The sequence below is a fragment of the Streptomyces sp. NBC_01669 genome (assembly GCF_026339735.1).
Classification (GTDB): Bacteria; Actinomycetota; Actinomycetes; order Streptomycetales; family Streptomycetaceae; genus Streptomyces; species Streptomyces yanii.
The window spans coordinates 2,016,793-2,036,316 of sequence record NZ_JAPEQG010000001.1; the positions used below are offsets into that span (position 1 = coordinate 2,016,793).

The 19,524-nt window shown below is 70.6% G+C and carries 20 protein-coding genes; 5 read left to right on the forward strand and 15 right to left on the reverse strand.

Features of this window, described 5'->3' with window-relative positions; translation table 11 throughout:
• Positions 1-134 precede the first annotated feature (134 nt).
• The 5 genes from OG972_RS08765 to OG972_RS08785 form a co-directional block, all read right to left on the reverse strand.
• Positions 135-959 carry an ATP-binding cassette domain-containing protein gene (locus tag OG972_RS08765; protein ID WP_266979828.1) on the reverse strand — a complete coding sequence of 275 codons (825 nt, stop codon included), beginning with the start codon at positions 957-959 and terminating at the stop codon, positions 135-137.
• Complete coding sequence (locus OG972_RS08770) at positions 956-2,008, reverse strand: ABC transporter permease (protein ID WP_266979830.1); 1,053 nt, start codon at positions 2,006-2,008, stop codon at positions 956-958. The genes OG972_RS08765 and OG972_RS08770 overlap by 4 nt, the downstream gene beginning before the upstream one ends.
• A complete protein-coding gene (locus OG972_RS08775) occupies positions 2,005-2,988 on the reverse strand; it encodes a sugar ABC transporter substrate-binding protein (RefSeq protein WP_266979832.1) in 984 nt (327 codons plus the stop codon). Before OG972_RS08775 ends, OG972_RS08770 begins: the two co-directional genes overlap by 4 nt.
• A gap of 194 nt (positions 2,989-3,182) precedes the next feature.
• Positions 3,183-4,196, reverse strand: a complete 1,014-nt coding sequence (locus OG972_RS08780) for a sugar ABC transporter substrate-binding protein (RefSeq protein WP_266979834.1) — start codon at positions 4,194-4,196, stop codon at positions 3,183-3,185.
• A gap of 92 nt (positions 4,197-4,288) precedes the next feature.
• Positions 4,289-5,047 (reverse strand): GntR family transcriptional regulator, encoded by a 759-nt coding sequence (locus tag OG972_RS08785; RefSeq protein ID WP_266979836.1) that lies wholly within the window; start codon positions 5,045-5,047, stop codon positions 4,289-4,291.
• A 152-nt stretch (positions 5,048-5,199) separates the two neighbouring features.
• Between OG972_RS08785 and OG972_RS08790 the strand changes: the two genes are divergently transcribed.
• Positions 5,200-6,207, forward strand: coding sequence for a Gfo/Idh/MocA family oxidoreductase (locus OG972_RS08790; protein WP_266979837.1), 1,008 nt, complete (start codon positions 5,200-5,202; stop codon positions 6,205-6,207).
• A 10-nt stretch (positions 6,208-6,217) separates the two neighbouring features.
• Here OG972_RS08790 and OG972_RS08795 read toward each other — a convergent pair whose 3' ends face one another.
• The 5 genes from OG972_RS08795 to OG972_RS08815 are packed head-to-tail and all read right to left on the reverse strand — an operon-like array spanning position 6,218 to position 11,067.
• A complete protein-coding gene (locus OG972_RS08795; RefSeq protein ID WP_266979839.1) occupies positions 6,218-7,438 on the reverse strand; it encodes a cytochrome P450 in 1,221 nt (406 codons plus the stop codon).
• Between the two features lie 11 nt (positions 7,439-7,449).
• The gene (locus OG972_RS08800) at positions 7,450-7,869 is read right to left on the reverse strand and encodes a PaaI family thioesterase (protein WP_266979841.1); all 420 of its coding nucleotides are present in this window, start codon (positions 7,867-7,869) and stop codon (positions 7,450-7,452) included.
• 16 nt (positions 7,870-7,885) lie between these two features.
• Positions 7,886-9,064 (reverse strand): cytochrome P450, encoded by a 1,179-nt coding sequence (locus OG972_RS08805; RefSeq protein ID WP_266979843.1) that lies wholly within the window; start codon positions 9,062-9,064, stop codon positions 7,886-7,888.
• 51 nt (positions 9,065-9,115) lie between these two features.
• Entirely contained in the window at positions 9,116-9,850 is a 735-nt protein-coding gene (locus OG972_RS08810) for a response regulator transcription factor (protein WP_266979844.1), read from the reverse strand.
• On the reverse strand, positions 9,847-11,067 hold the full coding sequence (locus OG972_RS08815; protein WP_266979846.1) for a sensor histidine kinase: 1,221 nt from the start codon (positions 11,065-11,067) through the stop codon (positions 9,847-9,849). Before OG972_RS08815 ends, OG972_RS08810 begins: the two co-directional genes overlap by 4 nt.
• 146 nt (positions 11,068-11,213) lie before the next feature.
• On the opposite strand from OG972_RS08815, the gene OG972_RS08820 reads away from it, so the two are divergent.
• The gene (locus OG972_RS08820; protein WP_266979848.1) at positions 11,214-11,417 is read left to right on the forward strand and encodes a hypothetical protein; all 204 of its coding nucleotides are present in this window, start codon (positions 11,214-11,216) and stop codon (positions 11,415-11,417) included.
• Positions 11,418-11,581: 164 nt separating this feature from the next.
• On the opposite strand, the gene OG972_RS08825 is transcribed toward OG972_RS08820, so the two are convergent.
• The gene (locus OG972_RS08825) at positions 11,582-12,499 is read right to left on the reverse strand and encodes a DMT family transporter (protein ID WP_266979850.1); all 918 of its coding nucleotides are present in this window, start codon (positions 12,497-12,499) and stop codon (positions 11,582-11,584) included.
• Positions 12,500-12,845: 346 nt separating this feature from the next.
• Positions 12,846-13,463, reverse strand: coding sequence for a dihydrofolate reductase family protein (locus OG972_RS08830; RefSeq protein ID WP_266979852.1), 618 nt, complete (start codon positions 13,461-13,463; stop codon positions 12,846-12,848).
• Positions 13,464-13,703: 240 nt separating this feature from the next.
• On the opposite strand from OG972_RS08830, the gene OG972_RS08835 reads away from it, so the two are divergent.
• Both OG972_RS08835 and OG972_RS08840 read left to right on the forward strand, forming a co-directional pair.
• Positions 13,704-14,444, forward strand: a complete 741-nt coding sequence (locus tag OG972_RS08835; protein WP_266979853.1) for a 3-oxoacyl-ACP reductase family protein — start codon at positions 13,704-13,706, stop codon at positions 14,442-14,444.
• Positions 14,445-14,532: 88 nt separating this feature from the next.
• A complete protein-coding gene (locus tag OG972_RS08840) occupies positions 14,533-15,363 on the forward strand; it encodes an aldo/keto reductase (protein WP_266979855.1) in 831 nt (276 codons plus the stop codon).
• 18 nt (positions 15,364-15,381) lie between these two features.
• Here the strand turns inward: OG972_RS08840 and OG972_RS08845 are convergent, their stop codons facing one another.
• The 3 genes from OG972_RS08845 to allB all read right to left on the reverse strand — a co-directional run bounded on the left by OG972_RS08845 (position 15,382) and on the right by allB (position 18,325).
• Entirely contained in the window at positions 15,382-15,711 is a 330-nt protein-coding gene (locus OG972_RS08845) for a putative quinol monooxygenase (protein ID WP_266979857.1), read from the reverse strand.
• A 152-nt stretch (positions 15,712-15,863) separates the two neighbouring features.
• Positions 15,864-16,979 (reverse strand): allantoicase, encoded by a 1,116-nt coding sequence (gene alc / locus OG972_RS08850; protein ID WP_266979858.1) that lies wholly within the window; start codon positions 16,977-16,979, stop codon positions 15,864-15,866.
• Positions 16,980-16,981: 2 nt separating this feature from the next.
• Positions 16,982-18,325 carry an allantoinase AllB gene (gene allB, locus OG972_RS08855; protein WP_266979860.1) on the reverse strand — a complete coding sequence of 448 codons (1,344 nt, stop codon included), beginning with the start codon at positions 18,323-18,325 and terminating at the stop codon, positions 16,982-16,984.
• Positions 18,326-18,687: 362 nt separating this feature from the next.
• On the opposite strand from allB, the gene OG972_RS08860 reads away from it, so the two are divergent.
• Positions 18,688-19,488: an IclR family transcriptional regulator gene (locus OG972_RS08860; RefSeq protein WP_266979862.1), complete on the forward strand. Its 801-nt coding sequence runs from the start codon at positions 18,688-18,690 to the stop codon at positions 19,486-19,488.
• The last annotated feature ends 36 nt before the right edge of the window (positions 19,489-19,524 follow it).

Below are 19,524 nucleotides of genomic sequence, written 5' to 3' on the forward strand. Positions count from 1 at the left end.
CCCTGCGGGGTCTGGGGGGGGCCGGGTGGTGATGCTCCCGGCGACGGACGGCGCCCGTCGGGCTCGATTCTGCCACTGCCGGGGCGCCGGGGCGGGCGGACGGGACCCGCGGCGCCCCGTTGGCGCCCCAGGCTCTAAGGCGTGTCGTCGGTGTCCGGGCGCCCCGGTGACGTGGCCCGCTGGAGCTCGTGGCTGAGCTCCTCGAGCTCGCTGCCGCCCGCCATCTGGCGGGTCAGCTCGTCCAGCGTGATGCCGTCCTTGGCGTGGCTGCCGGACATGGCACCCCTCTTGAGCAGCACGAACCGGTCTCCGACCAGATACGCGTGGTGCGGGTTGTGCGTGATGAGAACCACGCCGAGTCCGGCGTCCCGGGCGGCCGCGACGTACTTGAGCACGACCCCGGACTGCTTGACGCCGAGTGCCGCGGTGGGCTCGTCCAGGACGAGCACCTTGGCACCGAAGTAGACGGCGCGCGCGATGGCGACGCACTGGCGCTCGCCGCCGGACAGGGTGCCGATCGGCTGGTCGACGTCGCGCAGGTCGATGCCCATGCGCAGCAGTTCGGAGCGGGTGGTCTCGCGCATCTTCCGGACGTCGAGCGTCTTGAACGGGCCGACACCCGTCGTCGGCTCGGAGCCGAGGAAGAAGTTCCGCCAGACGGGCATCAGCGGGACGACGGCCAGGTCCTGGTAGACGGTGGCGATGCCCCGGTCGAGGGCGTCGCGCGGATTGGCGAGCGTGGTCTCCTCACCGTCGATGAGGAACGTGCCTGCGTCGTGCCGGTGCAGGCCCGCGATGATCTTGATGAGGGTGGACTTGCCCGCGCCGTTGTCGCCCAGTACGCAGGAGATCTCGCCCGCGTGGACCACCAGCGAGACGTCCTGGAGCGCCTTGATGTTGCCGTAGAACTTGCTGACGTGGTCCAGCTCGATCAGCGCCCGGGGGGCCGGGGTCGTCATTTCGTCGCCTCCGCGCGCTTGCGTACCCATGCGTTGAGCAGGGTGGCCAGGAGCAGCATGGCTCCGAGGAAGAACTTGAACCAGTCCGGGTTCCACTCCGCGTACACGATGCCCTTGCTGGTCATGCCGAAGATGAACGCGCCGACCGCCGAGCCGATGGCGGAGCCGTAACCTCCGGTGATCAGACAGCCGCCGATGACGGCCGCGATGATGTACGTCAGCTCGTTGCCGACGCCCTCACCGGACTGCACCACGTCGTACGAGAACAGCAGATGCTGCCCGGAGACCCAGGCGGCGAAGGCGACCCCGAGGTACAGCCCGACCTTGGTACGGATCACCGGGACGCCGACCGCGCGGGCCGCGTCGGCCTCGCCGCCGACCGCGAAGATCCAGTTCCCGAAGCGGGTACGGAGCAGGATCCCGGTGGCGATCGCCACGAGCACCGCCCACCACAGGATGGTCACCTTGAACTCGACCCCGCCGACGGTCCACTCCGAGGCGAAGACCTTGCGGGCCGAGTCGAAGCCCTCCATGTCGCCGATGGACTTCGTCGACACGGTGCCGCTGATCAGCTTGGTGAAGCCGAGGTTGAGACCGGTCAGCATCAGGAACGTGCCGAGCGTGATGATGAAGCTCGGAAGTTTGGTACGGGTCAGCATGAGCCCGTTGAACGCGCCGATGGCCAGGGTCACCAGCAGCGACACGAAGACGCCGACCCAGACGTTGGCCGTCATCTGGTAGCTGAACATCGACGAGACCAGCGCGGAGCTGGTGACCAGCACACCGGCGGAGAGGTCGAACTCGCCGCCGATCATCAACAGGGCAACCGGCGCCGCCATGATCCCGATGGTGGACGCCGCGTACAGCACCGTGCCGAAGCTGGACGCGCGCAGGAAGCTGTCGGCGACGATCGAGAAGAAGAGAAAGACGGCCGCGGCGCCGACGACCGATCCGAGTTCGGGGCGGCCCAGGAGCCTGCGCAGCGGTGAGGTGCGCAGCAGCCGCTCGTCGGCCCCGGACGGGGCGGGTGGTTGCTCCGTCGTGGTCATCGGGTCCCCCGCTTCGTGTACTCCGCCAGTTGGGCGGCGTCCTTCGAGGTGATGATCTGCGGGCCGGTGAGGACGGGGCGGCCGCCGCCGAGCACATTGCGGTTGTAGCGGTAGAGCCAGAGCAGGTCGACGGCCTCGTACCCCTGGAGGTACGGCTGCTGGTCCACGGCGAAGCCCAGGGTTTTGTCCTGGAGTGCGGTGGCGACCTTGGCGTTCAGGTCGAAGGTGTCGATCTCGGCCTTGGAGCCCGCGGTCCGCTTCGCCTTCACAGCGGCGTCGGCGAACGGCGCGCCGAGGGTGACGACCGCGTCGATGCTCTTGTCCGCCTGGAGCTTCGCCTCGATGGACGCCTGGACGTCGGGCATGTTGGTGCCCTCGACGTACAGGTTCTGCATCTGCCCGTCGAAGGTCTTCTTCGCCCCGGCGCAGCGCTGCTCGTGCCCGATGTTGCCCTGCTCGTGCAGAATGCACAGGGCCTTCTTGCGGCCGCGCGCGTTGAGCTCGTCGCCGACGGCTTCGCCCGCGACGGACTCGTCCTGGCCGATGTGAGTGAGCGCGCCGAACGCCTTGGACTCCGCGGAGCCCGAGTTCACAGTGATCACCGGGATCCCGGCCCGGGTCGCCTTGGCGACGACGTCCTTCAACGCGTCGGGCTTGGCGAGCGTGACGATCAGCCCGTCGACCTTCTGGTCGATGGCGGCCTGGACGAGCTGGGCCTGCTGCTGCGCCTCGTCGTTGTGCGAGTACAGGAACTTGATGTTGTCCTTGACGGCCGCCTGCTTCGCACCGTTCTGGACGATGTCCCAGAAGGTGTCGCCGTCGCCCGAGTGCGTGACCATGGCGAAGGTCCAGCGGGGTGTGTTCACCGCGGACCGGCCCTCGGCGGCGGCCCGGGCCGCGCGCTCCTCCGCCCGCTTGCCACCGGTGCTGCTGCATCCCACGAGGGAGGCCCCGAGCACCGCCGCAAGCACGGCGCCCATCGCACGTACCCCTGTCCGAACCCTTGCCACGACGTGGTGCCCTTCTTGTGCTGCTCGCTGTGCTGCTTGGTGCCGACCTGCGGTGTTCCCACCCGGTCCGGCTGGCCAAGTATCCCCGAGTCCGACTCGGCGCCGCCCGGCAGGGGCGGGCCGTGGGCGTCGGCACGGAGTGGGCACGGCGGTCCGCACGCGGGTCACCGGGTACCGCGCGCGGTGTATTTCTCCAGCTGCGGCACGTCGGCGGCGGTGACGATCGCCGGGCCGGTGAGCACGGGCTTTCCGCCGCCGATGACGTTGCCGTTGGTCCTGTCGAGCCACAGTTCGTCGACGGCGAGATAGCCCTGGAGGTAGGGCTGCTGGTCGACCGCGAAGCCGACCTCGGAGGCCTTCAGCCGTTTGACGACCTCGGCATTGAGATCGAACGTGTCGACCTCGGCCTTGGAGCCGGAGCCCTCCTTGGCCTTGACGGAGGCGGCGGCAAACGGCGCGCCGAGGGTGACGACCGCGTCGATGCCGTGGTCGGCCTGGAGCTTCGCCTCGATGGAGGACGTGGAGGCGGGCATGTTGGTGCCTTCGATGCTGAGGTTCTCGACGCTTCCCTTGAAGGTCTTCTTCACCCCGGCGCAACGCTCCTCCAGCGACACATTGCCCTGCTCGTGGATGACGCAGACGGCCTTCTTGCGGCCCCGCTTGTTGAGCTCCTCACCGACGGCCTCGCCGGCGACCTTCTCGTCCTGCCCGATATGGCCGATCGCACCGACACCCTTCGAGAACTGCGCGCCCGAGTTGATGGTGACGACGGGGATGCCCGCCTTCACGGCCTTGGCGACGGCGTCCGCCACGGCTTCCGGTTTGGCGAGGGTGACGACGATCCCGTCGACCTTCTGGTCGATGGCGGCCTGGACGAGCTGGGCCTGCTCCTTGCCCTCCTTGTTCGCGGAGTAGAGGAACTCGACGTTGTCCTTGGCCGCCGCCTGCTTCGCACCGCTCTGGACGATGTCCCAGAAGGTGTCGCCCTCCCCCGAGTGCGTGATCATCGCGATCTTCATCCGGGGTGTGGAGACGCCCTTGGCTCCCTGCCCACTGCCGCTGCCGGACCTGTCCTCGGAGCTCTTGCCGCCGGAGCTGCTGCATCCGGCGACGACGGTGACGGCGAGGCTGATGGTGCAGATGGCGATCAGGGGTGCTGCCTTGCGAGGAGTACGCATGGTGGGTCCGCCTTGTCTCCCGGCCGCCCGAGTGCGGCTTGGGGAGTTGTAGCGAGGAGCGGGGACCCCGTCAACGGGCCGATATGCGGGCGTCAGCGGACAAGCAGCTGGAAATCGAAGGCGTAGCGCGACGCCCGGTAGATGTGCGAGCCGAATTCGACCGCCCGCCCGGTGTCGTCGTACGTGGTGCGTTCCATGGTCAGCAGCGGCGCGCCCTCGGGCTCGGCGAGCTGTGCCGCCTCCTCGGCCGTGGCGAGGCGGGCGCCGACGGTCTGGCGGGCGCTGTGCAGGGTGACTCCGGCGGCCCGCAGCATCCGGTAGAGGCCGGTGGCCTCCAGTCGGTCGGTGGACAGGTCGACGAGGCCGGCCGGCAGGTGGTTGCGGAGCAGGGTCATCGGTTCGCCGTGCGCGGACCGCAGCCGTTCGACGAGGTGGACCTCGGTGCCTTCCGGGACGCCGAGGGCGGCGGCGGTCGCGGCGGGGGCGGGCTCGACCGTGTTGCGCAGGACGCGGGTGGTGGGGCGCTGCCCGGCCGCCTCCAGGTCGTCGTACAGGCTGCTCAGTTCGAGCGGACGCCGGACCTGGCTGTGGACGACCTGGGTGCCCACCCCGCGGCGACGGACCATCAGCCCCTTGTCGACGAGCGACTGAATGGCCTGGCGGACGGTGGGGCGGGACAGGCCTAGCCGGGCCGCGAGCTCGATCTCGTTGCCGAGGAGGCTGCCGGGGGTGAGCCGGCCCTTCTCGATGGCCGCCTCCAGCTGCTGGGACAGCTGGTAGTAGAGCGGGACCGGGCTGCTGCGGTCCACGCCGAGTTCGAGGGCGGCGGGGTCGGCGGTGGGTTTGGACACGGCAGGAGCGTAGCTGTCACGTCCGGACTGCCGGTAGTCAGGTCGTCCTGTTGTCCGGACAATCCGGGTCCTGCGGCTCGGGGCATCGAACACACCCTCGTTTGTCAGGACATAAAGTTGACAGCGCAGCTGGTGGGCGGCACGTTGGGTCCATGCGTATCGGACTCATCGGCACCGGCCGGATCGGTTCCTTCCATGCGGGCGCGCTGGCCCGCCACCCCGAGGTGGACACCCTGGTGGTGACGGACACCGACGGAGCGCGGGCGGCCGGGGTCGCGGACCGCATCGGCCGCGCGACAGCCGTCGGGTCCGCGGCCGAGGTGCTGGGCGCGGGGGTGGATGCCGTCGTGATCGCCGCGGCCACCTCGGCACATGCGGAGCTGATCGCACTGGCCGCACGGGCGGGCCTGCCGGCGTTCTGCGAGAAGCCCATCGCACTGGATCTGGCGGGGACGCTGGGCGCCCTGCATGAGGTCGAGCGGGCCGGGAGCGTACTCCAACTGGGCTTCATGCGCCGCTTCGACGCCGGGTACGGTGCGGCGCGCACCGCCGTGCGGAGCGGGGCGCTGGGCAGGCTCCACACCGTACGGGCCATGACGTCCGATCCTGCGCCGCCACCCGCCGCGTATCTGCCGCACTCCGGCGGCCTGTTCCGGGATTGTCTGGTCCATGACTTCGACATCCTGCGGTGGGTGACGGGCCGTGAGGTGGTGGAGGTGTACGCCACCGGTTCGGATGCCGGTCCCGCGATGTTCCGGGCGGCGGGCGATGTCGACACGGCGGCGGCGCTGCTGACCCTGGACGACTCCACACTGGCGACGGCGACAGCGACCCGGTGCAACGGCGCCGGATACGACGTACGGATGGAGCTGGCGGGCGAGCTCGACCAGGTCGCGGTCGGTCTGGACGACCGTACGCCGCTGACGTCGGTGGAACCCCAGGGCCCCACCGCCCCGGCCAAGCCGTGGCCGGGGTTCCTGGAGCGGTTCGCCGCGGCGTACGAGGCGGAACTCGACGCGTTCGTACAGGTGGTGCGGGGCGAGGCGGCCAACCCGTGCGACGGCCGGGAGGCTCTGCACGCACTGCGGATCGCGGAGGCGTGCGAGCTGTCCCGGCGCGAGCACCGACCGGTGGCAGTGGCGGAGATCCGCACCGGCTGAGCGGGCCCCGCTACCAGGCGACCGGCAGTCGCTCGGGACCCCGGATCAGCATGCCCGTACGCCAGGTCAGGGCGGCGGGATGCGCGTCCAGAGCCAGGTCGGGGCAGCGCTCCAGCAGGGATCTGATCGCGATCCGGGCCTCGATGCGGGCCAGGGGCGCACCCAGGCAGTAGTGGATGCCGTGGCCGAAGGCGACATGGCCGCGGGCGTCCCGGGTGATGTCGAAACGGTCGGCGTCCTCGAAGCGGTCCGGGTCGCGGTTGGCGTCGGCCATCGCGATCAGGACCAGTTCGCCGCCGCCGGGAACGACGGTGCCGCCGATGTCGAGCGGCTCGGTGGTGAACCGGTACGTGGGGGTCTCGACCGGCCCGTCGTAGCGCAGCGTCTCCTCCACCGCGTTGTCGATGAGTCCGAAGTCGGCGCGAAGTGCCGCCAGTTGGCCCGGGTGACCGAAGAGAGCCAGAACGCCGTTGGAGATGAGGTTGACCGTGGTCTCGTGTCCGGCGACGAGCAGCAGCCAGGCCATGCCCATCAGCTCGTCCTCGGAGAGCCGGTCGCCGTCGTCGTCCGCCGTGTGGATCAGCGCGCTCATCAGGTCGTCGCCGGGCTGTGCGCGCTTGTCGGCCAGCAGCCCCGCCATGTAGCGGGTCATGTCCCCGGTGGCGGCCACCCGCGCCGCAGCGTCGACCGACGACACAGCGATGTTGGACCATTCACGGAACGAAGCACGGTCCAGGAACGGGACCCCGAGCAGTTCGCAGATGACGGACATCGGCAGCGGGAAGGACAGCGCTTCGACGAGGTCGGTCCTGCGGTCCGGTTCCGCCAGCATCCGGTCGAGCAGTTCGTCGGTCATCTCCTGGATCCGTGGGACGAGTTGCTCCATGCGGCGCGGGGTGAACTCGCGGGTCACCAGCTTGCGCAGCCGAGTGTGCACGGGGGCGTCCGAGCTGAGCATGGACGCCCCGGCGGAGACCTTGCTGACGCCCAGGGCGGGTGAGGCGTTGTCCCACTGCTTGGACAGCCGCGGGTCCGCGAGCGCGGTGCGGCCTTCTTCGTATCCGACGACGAGCCAGGCGTCGGTGCCTTCCGGCATCCGGATCCGGTGGACGGGTCCACGCTCCCGGAGCGCGGCGTAGACGGGGTGGGGGTCGCGGGTGAACGTCTCGCCGAGCGCGGCGAGATCGACGACAACCGCGGATTCGGTCGCTTCGGTCGCTCGACTGGTCAAGGAGGGTCCCTTCACTGTGTCCGGGCGGAGAGCACGGTTCCCTGGGCGACCGCGCACAGGGCTTCCGCGCCGTCGTCCGCCGCGGCGAACAGATCGCAGCGGACCACCGCCTGGCGACGGCCGGTGTGGACGACGGTGGCGCGGGCGATCAGGGTGCGACCGGTGGCCGGACGGATGTACTGGATCGAGAAGCCACCGGTCAGTACGGCCGGCCCGAGGGTCGTTCCGGCGGCGAAGGTGATCGAGTTGTCGGCGGCGTACGACAGCACGCCGCCGTGCACGAAGCCGTTCTGCTGCTGGAGTTCCTGCCGGATGTCCACTTCGAGGGTGGCGGCGCCGTCCCCGAAGGCGGTGATCCGTGCCCCGACGAGCCCGCTGAACGGCTGGCTGTCGAGGACCTTCTGCGCCATCTGCATGTCAAGTCCGCTCATGACAGGCCTTCTTATCTCACCAGCGCACCGGCAGGTGCCGGACCCCTCGGATCAGCATCCCGGGCAGCCAGTCCAGCTCCGCACCGGCCGGGTCGAGTGCGAGATCCGGGCACCGCCCCAGCAGCGTACGGATCGCGATCCGGCCCTCCATCCGGGCCAGCGGCGCCCCCATGCAGAAGTGCATGCCGTGGCCGAAGGCCAGGTGGCCCTGGGCGTCGCGGCGGATGTCGAAGCGGTCCGGGTCCGGGTAGCGAGCGGGGTCGCGGTCGCCACCGGCCAGGGCGACCAGGACCGCCTCGCCCGCCGGAATGGTCCGGTTGCCGATCTCGACCGGCTCCCGGGCGAAGCGGAAGGTGGCGGTCTCCACGGGTCCGTCGTACCGGAGCATCTCCTCGACCGCGCCGTCGATCAGACCGGGGTCGGCGCGGAGTGCGGCGAGCTGTCCGGGGTGGGCGAGCAGGGCCCGTACCCCGTTGGAGATCAGATTGACGGTGGTCTCGTGTCCGGCGACGAGCAGCAGGAAGGCCATGCCGACGAGTTCGTCGGGCGACAGCCCGTCACCCTCCTCGTCCCGCACCCTGATCAGCGCGCTCATCAGGTCGTCGCCGGGCGCGCACCGCTTGTCCTCGATGAGCTCCACGAGATAGGCCCCCATCGCGCGGACCGCTTCGCCTCCCGTGTCCGAGGACGTCGGGGCGACGATGCCGTTCGACAGCAGGCGGAACCGGTCGCGGTCCAGGTCCGGCACGCCGATCAGCTCGCAGATGACGGTCATCGGCAGCGGGAAGGCGAGCGCGTCGACGAGGTCGCCGCGCCCCGCGGGCACCATCGCGTCGAGCAGTTCGTCGGTGATCTGCTGGACCCGCGGCCGCAGCGAGTCGATCCTGCGGGCGGTGAACTCGCGGGCGACGAGCTTGCGCAGCCGGGTGTGGTGCGGCGCGTCCATCTCCAGCATGTTGGCGTTGATCGGATCGCCGTCACCGATCCAGAGGTCCGAGGTCCGCCAGTCCTTGCTGAGCCGTTGGTCCGCGAGGGCGGCGCGGCCCTCCTCGTACCCGACGATCAGCCAGATCCGCTCGGCGTCATCGGTGCGGATGGTGTGCACCGGGCCCTCGGAGCGCAGCTTCGCGTACGTCGGATAGGGATTCGCGGTGAAGTCATGGACCCCGCGAAGATCGATGTCGACTGCGGACACGGTTCAACCCCTCCCGGCCGGTTCGGTTCGATCGCCTCGGATCGAACCGTCTCAGCGTACGTCGCCCGCGCCGTCCTCCTCCTCGTCGAGCAGCCCCGCATCGTGCACCAACAGCGCGATCTGGACACGGTTGTTGAAGTCGAACTTCGCAAGAATGCGTGACACGTGTGTTTTCACGGTGGCCACGCTGAGATAGAGGCTCGCGGCGATTTCCGCGTTGGAACGGCCGCGTCCGACGGCGACCGCGACCTCGCGCTCCCGCTCGGCGAGACCGTCGATCCTCCGGCGTGCCCGCTGGGCCCGGCCCGCGCGGTCGTCGGCGCCGGCCCCCGATCCGATGCCCGCGGCCCGGTCCATCAGCTGCCGGGTGACGGCGGGCGACAGCACGGGGTCACCGGCCGCGACCCGGCGCACCGAGTCGACGATCTGCGCGGGCGGCGTATCTTTCAGGACAAATCCTGCGGCCCCGGCGCGGATGGCTCGCAGCACCTGCTCATCGGCGTGGAAGGTGGTCAGGACGACGACTTCCGGGGCGTCGGGGCGGCTGCGCAGCGCCTCGGTCGCGGCCAGTCCGTCCACGGTCGGCATTCTGATGTCCATCAGCACCACGTCGGGGCGGAGCCGGTCGACGAGGTCCGCGACCTCGGAGCCGTCCGCTCCCTCCCCCACGATGGTGATGTCGTCCGCGCCGCCGAGCATGAATGTCAGCCCGGCCCGCACGAGCGGATCGTCGTCGACGATGAGCAGCCGCACGGGCTGTGCCGGAGGATCCAGGGGGGTGGTCATGAGGTCCACGGTAGCCAGGCCCGGATCCCGAATCCGCCGTCGGGTTCCGGCCCGTGGTCGAGGCGGCCCCCGGCGAGGGTGGCGCGCTCGGTCAGACCGATGAGGCCCTGGCCGGAGCCGGGGACCCGCTCGAACGGTTCGACGGGCGCCGGGTTGCGCACCTCGATGGTGAGACCGTCGCCCGGACCCCCGGTGACGGTGACGGTGACCTCGGCTCCGGGGGCGTGCTTACGGGCGTTGGTCAGGCCTTCCTGCGCGATGCGGTAGACGGTGCGGCCGGTGGCGGCGGGGGCGGCGGCCGGGTCGGCGATGCGGTTGTCGAGGGTGACCTTCATGCCGGCGCGACGGGACTCGGCGATCAGCGCGTCGAGGGTGGCGAGGGTGGGCTGCGGCCGGTTGCCCTCCCCGTTGTCGCCGGGGCTGCGGAGGACACCGATGATCTCGCGGAGGTCCTGGAGCGCCTCGTGCGCGCTGTCCCGGATCACCCCGGCGGCCCGGCCGACCTCGGCGGGGGGCGCGTCGGGGCGGAATTCGAGGGCGCCCGCGTGAACGCTCAGGAGGGTGAGGCGGTGGGCGAGGACGTCATGCATCTCGCGGGCGATGGCCTCGCGGGCCAGCCGCTGCGCCTGCTCGGCGCGGAGCCCGGCCTCGGTCTCGGCCCGGTGGGCGCGCTCGCGCAGGGTGATGACGAGCTGGCGCCGGGACCGCACGACCATGCCCCAGCTCAGCACCAGCAGGACCAGCAGCACACCGATGATCGTGGAGGCGGCGAACGAGGTGTCCGGGTCGGGGCGCAGATACGGTTGTACGGGGGCGACGGCCAGGGCCAGCGCACCGACGGCGGCCACCGGTTTGAAGGGCCGGTGCACCGCCACGCTGAACAGCGCGACGAGCAGCGCCCCGCCGGCCACCGGTTCGACGGTGGCGAGCAGCGTCAGGACCACGGCCAGCCCGACCGGCCACCGGCGCCGCGTCCACAGCGCGCAGCAGGCCGCGGCGCCGATCAGTGAGTCGACGAGGACGACACCGTCGGGGGTGGTGCGGTCGGCGTCGATCGCGGCGGCCGCGAGCAGGCCGATGCCGGCCGCACAGAGGAAGGCCGTGATGTCGACGGCCCAGTCCCGTACCGTGCGGCGCGCCCGGCGGCCGTGGTCGCCGGGCAGCTCGGGATCGGCCATGGCCGAGGGCAGCAGCCAGCGGTACTCCGTACGCGTCATATCGACAAAACTACTCAAGTGACGCGCTCGTACCGGCCGTGCGGGAGCGGGAAGCCACCAAAGTTGCCGGATCGGATACTTTCGGCGCCGTGCCGCAGACCGGCGGCCGACGCCGCGGCCGGAACGGGCCCGCGAGGCTCTCCCCCATGAAGAAACTCTGCGAGTCGGTCGGCTTCATCGTGTTCATCCAGGGCGTCGCCGGACTGCTGCACGAATGGACGGGCTGGTTCCGGCTCTGGGCGGTGGTGCGGCGGATGGAGTTCCTCAGCGGCTACCCGGTCTTCGTCAACATCGTGCTGGTGGTGGCGGGCGCCTCGGTGATGGTTGCGGCGGACCGACTCCAGGAGTGACGGCCTCCCCGCCACAGGGAATGGATCAGCGAACGGCGTCATGCGGCTTCGATGGAAAGGCGGAGGCCGCAGTCGGCGCGGAGCGTCGGTGACTGACGACAACGCCGCAGGTGGAGTCGCGGGAGCCCCACTCCCTGTCGTGGGGGAGGCCGTAACCGGCCGGCTCACGGAGCAGCGGCGGCGCGACGCCCCCAGCCCGTCCCGGCGAGGACGAGCACCGCGCCCACCACGCCCAGGACGCCGAGCCGTTCTCCTCCGATGGCGATGCCCGCGGCGGCGGCCCACAGCGGTTCCGTACCGAGCAGCAGGCTGACCCGGGACGGCGAGGTGCGGCGTACCGACCACATCTGCACGAAGAACGCGAAGAGCGTGCAGAAGACGGAGAGGAAGAGCAGCCCGCCCCACTCCCGGACACCGAACTCCGAGGCCACCGCCCACGGCGACGCCCCGGTACCGGGCACGCCGGCGAGCACGGCGAAGACGGCGACGGCGCTGCCGAGTTGCACGGTGGTGAGCGACAGCGAGTCGGCGTCCTGGACGGACTTGATGCGGGCCATCAGCAGCACGTGGAGGGTACGGGCGAGTGCGGCCACCAGCATCAGCAGATCGCCAACCGAGGGGCTGGTGAAACCTCCGCCCTGGGTCAGCAGCACCACACCGGCGACGGACAGCGCGGCGGCGGCGAGGAAGGCTCTGGGCGGCCGGACCCGGGTCACTGCGGCCTCGGCGAGCGGTGTGAAGATCATGGTGAGGCTGATGATGAGGCCGGCGTTGGTCGCCGAGGTGTGCACGACGCCGTACGTCTCCACAAGAAAGATCCCGCTGAGGACCAGCCCCAGCAGCCCCGCGCCGCGCCACTGCGCCGCGCTGAGCGCCCGCAGCCTGCGCCACCCCGTGGCGGCCAGCACGGGCAGCACGATGACGAATCGCAGGACGAGGACCGCGATGACGGTCTGCGTGGTCGTGATGCCCTTGGCGGCGAGATAGCTGGCGCCCCAGACGACCGCGACGAGCAGCACGGGCAGATCGGTGAGCCAGGCCCGGCGCGGTGGTGCGAGGGCGGGCAGGGCGATCGAGGACACCTGGTTTCTCCTGGCACTCGTGGTTCTCGTGATGCTCCACAGCGGGAACCATGGGGAGACCGCACCGGCTCACCCGCGGAACGATCACGGTACCGGGAGGTCCGCGGCACCGGGAACACCTGTCTCACCGCTCGGGCTTGACCGGCGCTCATTCACCAACGGGCCCGGGAACCCGGGTGCAGGGGCGACGCGCGCAGTGGCCACATGACGGACGGGCGGGTCATCCCGACGAGGCGCAAAAGGCCGCCCACCGGGCGGGCGCGGTTCGGAGGAGTTCACAAAATGGGCGCCGGGCTCGCGGCGCCTGGCATGCACGCTGATCGGACTCCCATTTTGCGAGCTCCCCTCAGTCGTCGACCGAGCCGAACCGAGCCCGGCCGACGGGCCGGTAGGTGTGGATCGCGATGCCTTTGGGGGTGATGCGGGCGCCGGTCAGCCTGAACGCGGTGGGCAGCCCGCCCTCCGGGAAGAGCCGACGGCCGCGGCCGAGCACAACCGGGTAGGTCAGCAGGTTGTACTCGTCGATCAGGTCGTGCGCCATCAGGGACTGGGCGAGCGCGCCGCTGCCGTGGATCTGCAGCTCGCCGCCCACGGTGCGCTCCTTGATCCGGGCGACCTCCTCGGCGACATCGGCGGAGACGACGGTGGTGTTCTCCCAGTCGGCCTTCTCCAGCGTGGTCGACACGACGTACTTGGGATACGGGTTCAGCCGGCAGGCGATCGGGTCGTCCGGGTCGGTGACCTTGGGCCAGTACGCGGCGAAGATGTCGTACGTACGACGGCCCAGCAGGAACGCCGCCGACCGGTCGAACACCTCGGTCATGAACTGCCCCATGCCCTGGTCCATGAACGGCGCGAGCCAGCCGCCGTACTCGAATCCGCCGCTCCGGTCCTCGTCGGGGCGGCCGGGCGCCTGCATGACGCCGTCGAGGGACAGAAATGTGGTGAGAGTCAGCTTCGCCATGGTCCTTCTCCTTCCGGGCCGTCCGGCTCCTTCGGGGCCGTCCGGGCGGTCATGCGCCGTTATCCCTTCCGACCCCACTTTCGCCCGGAACTCATCGGTCCACACTTTCGCCCGGAACTCATCGGTCCACCCGGCGGAGCTTCCGCCGTGTAGGCGTCCGTTTCCCGCCGGTCACCGTGCGGCGAACGGACTTTCCTTGTCCCTGTCGAAACAGCAGCCCCGACCGGCAAGGAGCCCACCATGACCAGCACCGACACCAGGACCGCACTCGTCACCGGCGGCAGCCGCGGCATCGGCGCCGCAACCGCGCTGCGGCTCGCCCAGGACGGCGCCGATGTGGCGCTGACGTATGTACAGGACGAGGACGGCGCCCGTGAGATCGTCCAAAAGATCGAGGCGTACGGCCGCCGCGCGCTCGCCCTGCGCGCCGACTCGGCCGACCCCGAGGCGGTCCCGGCGGCCGTGCACGAGGCCGCGGACACGTTCGGCCGACTCGACATTCTCGTCAACAACGCGGGCATCGGCGTCCTCGGCCCCATCGGCTCACTCACCCCGGCCGATGTGGACCGGGTGCTGGCCGTCAATGTCCGGGCGGTGTTCCTCGCCTGCCGGGCGGCGGCCGCCCGGATGGAGCGCGGCGGTCGCATCATCTCCGTCGGAACGGCCCTGAGCAGGCGCGCGGGCGGTCCGGGCGGCACGCTCTACGCCATGAGCAAGTCGGCGCTCGCCGGCCTCACCAAGCCGCTCGCCCATGAGCTCGGCCCGCGCTCCATCACGGTGAACCTGGTCCAGCCCGGCCCGATCGACACGGACCTGAACCCGGCCGACGGCCCGTACGCCGCCGGACAGCGCGCCGGCACCGCCCTGGACCGCTTCGGCACGACGGCTGAAGTGGCCTCCCTGATCTCCTACCTGGCCGGTGACGAAGCGGCGTACATCACCGGTACGGAGGTGGTGGTGGACGGCGGCCACGCGGCCTGACCCGTACTCCGCCCGGCCGCGCCCTCCCAGTCCCGTGCCCCTGCCCGTCCTACCCTGGTCAGGATGGTTTCGAACGACAAGGGAGATCATGACCGAGACCCCGGTTCACCCCCTCATCGACGGCCGCACCCTCCCCGCCGTCGGGCTCGGCACCTGGCCGATGAAGGACGACGCGGCGGAGGAGGCCGTGGCCGGAGCGCTGGACCTCGGATACCGGCTCATCGACACCGCACTCAATTACCGCAACGAAACCGGCACCGGACGCGGGATCGCCCGCAGCGGTGTGGCGCGCGCGGACATCGTCGTCACCACCAAGGTTCCGGGCAGGCATCAGGGTTACGAGCAGACCCTGGCGTCGTTCGAGGAGTCCCGCCGCAATCTCGGGCTCGACTACGTGGACCTGTATCTCATCCACTGGCCACTGCCCCGGGTGGACCTGTACGTCGACACCTGGAAGGCGATGATCCAGCTCCGCAAGGACGGGCTGGTGCGCTCGATCGGCGTCTCCAACTTCACCGCGTCCCAGCTCGACCGGCTGGAACGGGAGACCGGAGTCCTGCCCGCCGTGAACCAGATCGAGATGCATCCGCGCTTCCCGCAGGAGGAGCTGCGGGCCGTGCACGCAGCCAAGGGCATCGTGACCGAGAGTTGGAGTCCGCTGGGCCGCGGCCGCGATCTCCTGGCGGACCCCGCGCTCGTCGCCGTCGCCGCGGCACACGGGGTGACCCCCGGTCAGGCCGCGCTGCGTTGGCACACTCAGCTGGGGGCGGTCCCGATCCCGAAGTCCGCCGATCCGGGGCGGCAGCGCCAGAATCTGGAGATCTTCGGCTTCGAACTGACGGCGGACGAACTGGCCAGGATCTCCGCCGGACCGCGGCGGCGGTACGGCGGAGACCCGGATGTCCACGAGGAGTTCTGAACCGTCAGGACTCACGGATCACTGACGGCTGGGTGTGAGCTCCGCCATCCGGGACCAACCGTCGCCCTGGACCTCGACATTGATGATCTCCGGGGACACGGCGACGAGGTCCGCCATCAGGTCCATCGCCGCCGCGAAGTGCTCGGACTTCACATGCGCCTCTCCGGCCTCGGGGGAAGCGAAGGCCTCCAGGAGCACGAACTGGTCCGGGTTCTCGACGCTGTACGACCACTCGAAGAACACGTTGCCCGGCTCCTGACGGGTGGCAAGAGTGAAGGGCTCGACGGCGGGCAGCCAGTTGTCGCGCTCTTCGCTGTGGACGGTGAACTTGACGGCGATGAAGATCATGACGACTCCTGCTCGGGATGTGCGACGCACCCAGGGTCCCATAAGCCCTGGATGCGGACGCATCGGGCGCACCCGGGGGGTGGCGGGAGCTGCCGCGCACGAAGGAGTGACAGGTGCCGCCACCCGCGAGGCGGCAGGGCCGCCCGCCCTCGTCAGCCGCCCAGTTCCTGGTGGCGGGCGGCCAGTCGTGCGGCCCCCTCCTCCGTCAGCGAGCCGAACAGCCGCAGCCGTGAGATACCGCCGTCCGGGAAGATGTCGATCCGGACGTGCGTGGCGCGTACGGCCTCCGGGAGGACGAAGCGGTGGTTCGTGTCGGGCTGCAGCCGGGTCCGCGGCAGGACTTCCGCCCAGTCGCCGCGCGTCCCGTCCCGCACCGAAAGGCTCGCCCAGCCCGCCGAGTTGCCCTTGAGGCAGGCGGTGTCGATCTCGACGGCCCGGATCTCCGCCTGCTCGGCGAGCCGGTAGCGGATCCAGTCGTTGCCCTTGTCGCGGCGGCGTCGGGTCTCCCAGCCGTCGTCCATCTGGCGGGAGCGACCGGGCTGGATGGTGTTGGTGGCCGGGGAGTAGAAGCGGTCGGAGGCGTCCTCGACCTGGCCGCCGTTCTCCAGCGCGGCAAGGTCGAAGGTGGCGAGGGCGGCCAGCCAGGCGGGGTCGGGGGCGACCTCTCCGTAGACCCGGAGGCGGGCGATCCCGCCGTCGGGGTGCTGGTTGACCCGCAGATGGGTGACGCGCCGGTCGGCGTCGACCGCGAAGCCGTTGGCCGCGTGGCCGCCGACGGCCGTACGGGGTATGAGGGTTGTCCACTCCACGTCCGGTGCGAGGAGTTCCTCGGGGGACGGGGAGCCGGGCACAAAGGCCGCTTCGACGGAGACGGCCTGCGGGTGGTTGCCGCGGAAGTGGGCGGTGTCGACGACGATGCCGCGTACGACGCCGGGCGCGCCGAGCCGTACCAGCGCCCAGTCGTGGTCCTCGTCCGAGGGGTGCGGCTGCGCGGCACTGACGCCGCGGCGGCGACGCGTCTCCCAGCCGTCCATGATCTTGCCCTTGTGCCCGAAGTGCTCCGGGTCGAACTCCGCGGGCCCCGGCTTCAGCAGGTTCTCACGCTCGGCGAAGAACTCGTCGTTGGCTGCGATCACACCCGCGCCGAGCCGCCGGTCGGCGAGATCGACGAGGTCGGTGAAGGGGAAGTCGGCGGTGCGGTAGTCGGCGTACGGGTCGCCGCCTGAGTACGGGTCGGCGGCACCGGTGAAGTGCGCTGTCGCCGTCATGGTCAGTGGTTCCTTTCGAGGAGGCGGCCGGTGGGCTCGGCGAGGACGCCGTCGGCTGCGATCCGCCGCCCGCGCAGCCAGGTCGACTTCACGACACCGTGCAGGGTCTTACCGGCGTAGGCGGTGACCTGGTTGCGGTGGAAGAGCTCGGCGGGGTCGACGGTGAAGGTCTCGTCGGGGGCGAGGACCGCGAAGTCGGCGTCGCGCCCGGCCTCGATGGCGCCCTTGCGGGTCAGTCCGGCCAGCTCGGCGGGGGCGGCGGACATCCAGCGGACCACGTCGTCGAGCGAGTGGCCGCGCCGGCGCGCCTCGGTCCAGATGGCGGGCAGTCCGAGCTGGAGGGAGGAGATGCCGCCCCAGGCGGAGGCGAAGTCCGGCGTCTTGAGGTCCGCGGTGCAGGGCGAGTGGTCCGAGACGATGCAGTCGATCGTGCCGTCGGCGAGCCCGGCCCAGAGCGCATCCTGGTTGGCGGCTTCCCGGATCGGCGGGCAGCACTTGAACTCCGTCGCCCCGTCAGGGACTTCCTCCGCGGTGAGGGTGAGGAAGTGCGGGCAGGACTCGACGGTGACGCGTATGCCCTCCCGCTTGGCGGCGGCGATCAGCGGCAGCGCGTCGCTGGACGACAGGTGCAGGACGTGGATGCGGGCGTTCAGCCGCCTGGCGTGCGCGATGAGGCTCTCGATGGCGGTGTTCTCGGCGTCACGCGGCCGGGAGGCGAGGAAGTCGGCGTAGGCGGGTCCGCTGCGCTGCGGCGCGGCCGCCAGGTGGTGCGGGTCCTCGGCATGCACGATCAGCAGTCCGTCGAAGCCGGCGATCTCGGCCAGGGAGCGGGCCAGCTGCTCCTGGTCCAGCTCCGGGAACTCCTCGACCCCGGAGGGCGACAGGAAGCACTTGAAGCCGAAGACCCCGGCCTCGTACAGCGGCCGCAGGTCCTTCACGTTGGACGGGGTCGCACCGCCCCAGAAGCCGGTATCGATGTGCGCCTTGGTGGCTGCCACCTGCTGCTTGGTACGCAGATGGCCGACGGTGGTGGTCGGCGGGAGCGAGTTGAGGGGCATGTCGAGCAGGGTGGTGATCCCACCCGCTGCGGCGGCGCGGGTGGCGGTCCAGAATCCTTCCCACTCGGTGCGGCCGGGGTCGTTCACGTGGACATGGGTGTCGACGAGGCCGGGCAGCAGGACGTCATCGCCGAAGTCCTGGAGCCGGGCACCGGCCGGCACCTCGGTGTCGTACGGCAGGACGGCGTCGATCTCGCCGCCGGCGACGGCCACCGCCGCGGGGCGCGTCCCCTCGGGGGTGACGACGCGCGTCGAGCGCAGTACCAGGTTCACGTCCGCACCGGACACCCGTGCTCCTCACTTCCGCATGGTCGGCGGCTCAGAGCCTGTCGGGCCACCGAAGAAATTCAACGAACTGTTGAAGAAGTCTTCACTCGGGATTCGAGCCCGTCAAGACCCCACCTTCCTCGCCGGACAGCAAGCGGACCACTCGCACACCCGATTGGAGATTTCCACAAAGTAAAAGACTCTTTTCGGAGAGCGGAATGTAGCATGGGCCAGGTGCGGCATCGCGGAACGGTCCGGCTGATCCCGGACACCCGGACAAACAGGCCCTGACCGGCCAGGACGCCGCACCGGGAGCAGTGGGCCGATGGGGAACCTCCCGGTAGGCTGCTGCCTTGCCCTTACGCCTCGAAAGGACCGTTGACGTGCCGCCGTCCCACGCCAGCACATCCGACTCCAAACCCGCCGGTTCCAGCGGCGGTGTGCAGTCACTTGAGCGCGCCTTCGATCTGCTGGAACGGATGGCCGACGCCGGGGGCGAGGTCGGGCTCAGCGAACTCTCCGCGAGCAGCGGTCTTCCGTTGCCCACCATTCACCGGCTGATGCGCACCCTGGTCGTCTGCGGCTACGTACGCCAGCAGTCCAACCGGCGCTATGCCCTCGGCCCGCGCCTGATCCGGCTCGGCGAGTCCGCGTCGCGGCTGCTCGGAACCTGGGCCCGCCCGTATCTCGCGCGGCTCGTCGAGGAGACCGGCGAGACCGCGAACATGGCGCTGCTCGACGGCGACGAGATCGTCTACGTCGCCCAGGTGCCGTCGAAGCACTCGATGCGGATGTTCACCGAGGTCGGCCGCCGGGTGCTCCCCCACTCCACCGGGGTGGGCAAGGCGCTGCTCGCGCACACTCCGCCGGAGGAGGTACGGGCGCTGCTGGCCCGCACCGGAATGCCGGCCGCCACCGAGAAGACGATCACCTCCCCGGACGGTTTCCTGGACGCGCTCGACCAGGTCCGCCGGGCGGGCTATGCGGTCGACGACAACGAGCAGGAGATAGGGGTCCGCTGCCTGGCGGTCTCCGTACCCAACTCCCCCACCTCGGCCGCGATCTCGATCTCGGGCCCGGCGGGACGGGTGACGGAGGCGGCGACGGAACGGATCGTGCCGATCCTGCAGCAGGTCGCGAAGGAACTGTCCGACGCGCTGGCCAGCAGCGGTCCGACCGGCTGAGACCACACGGACGCAGCGGTGCCCGCCGGGCAGGGA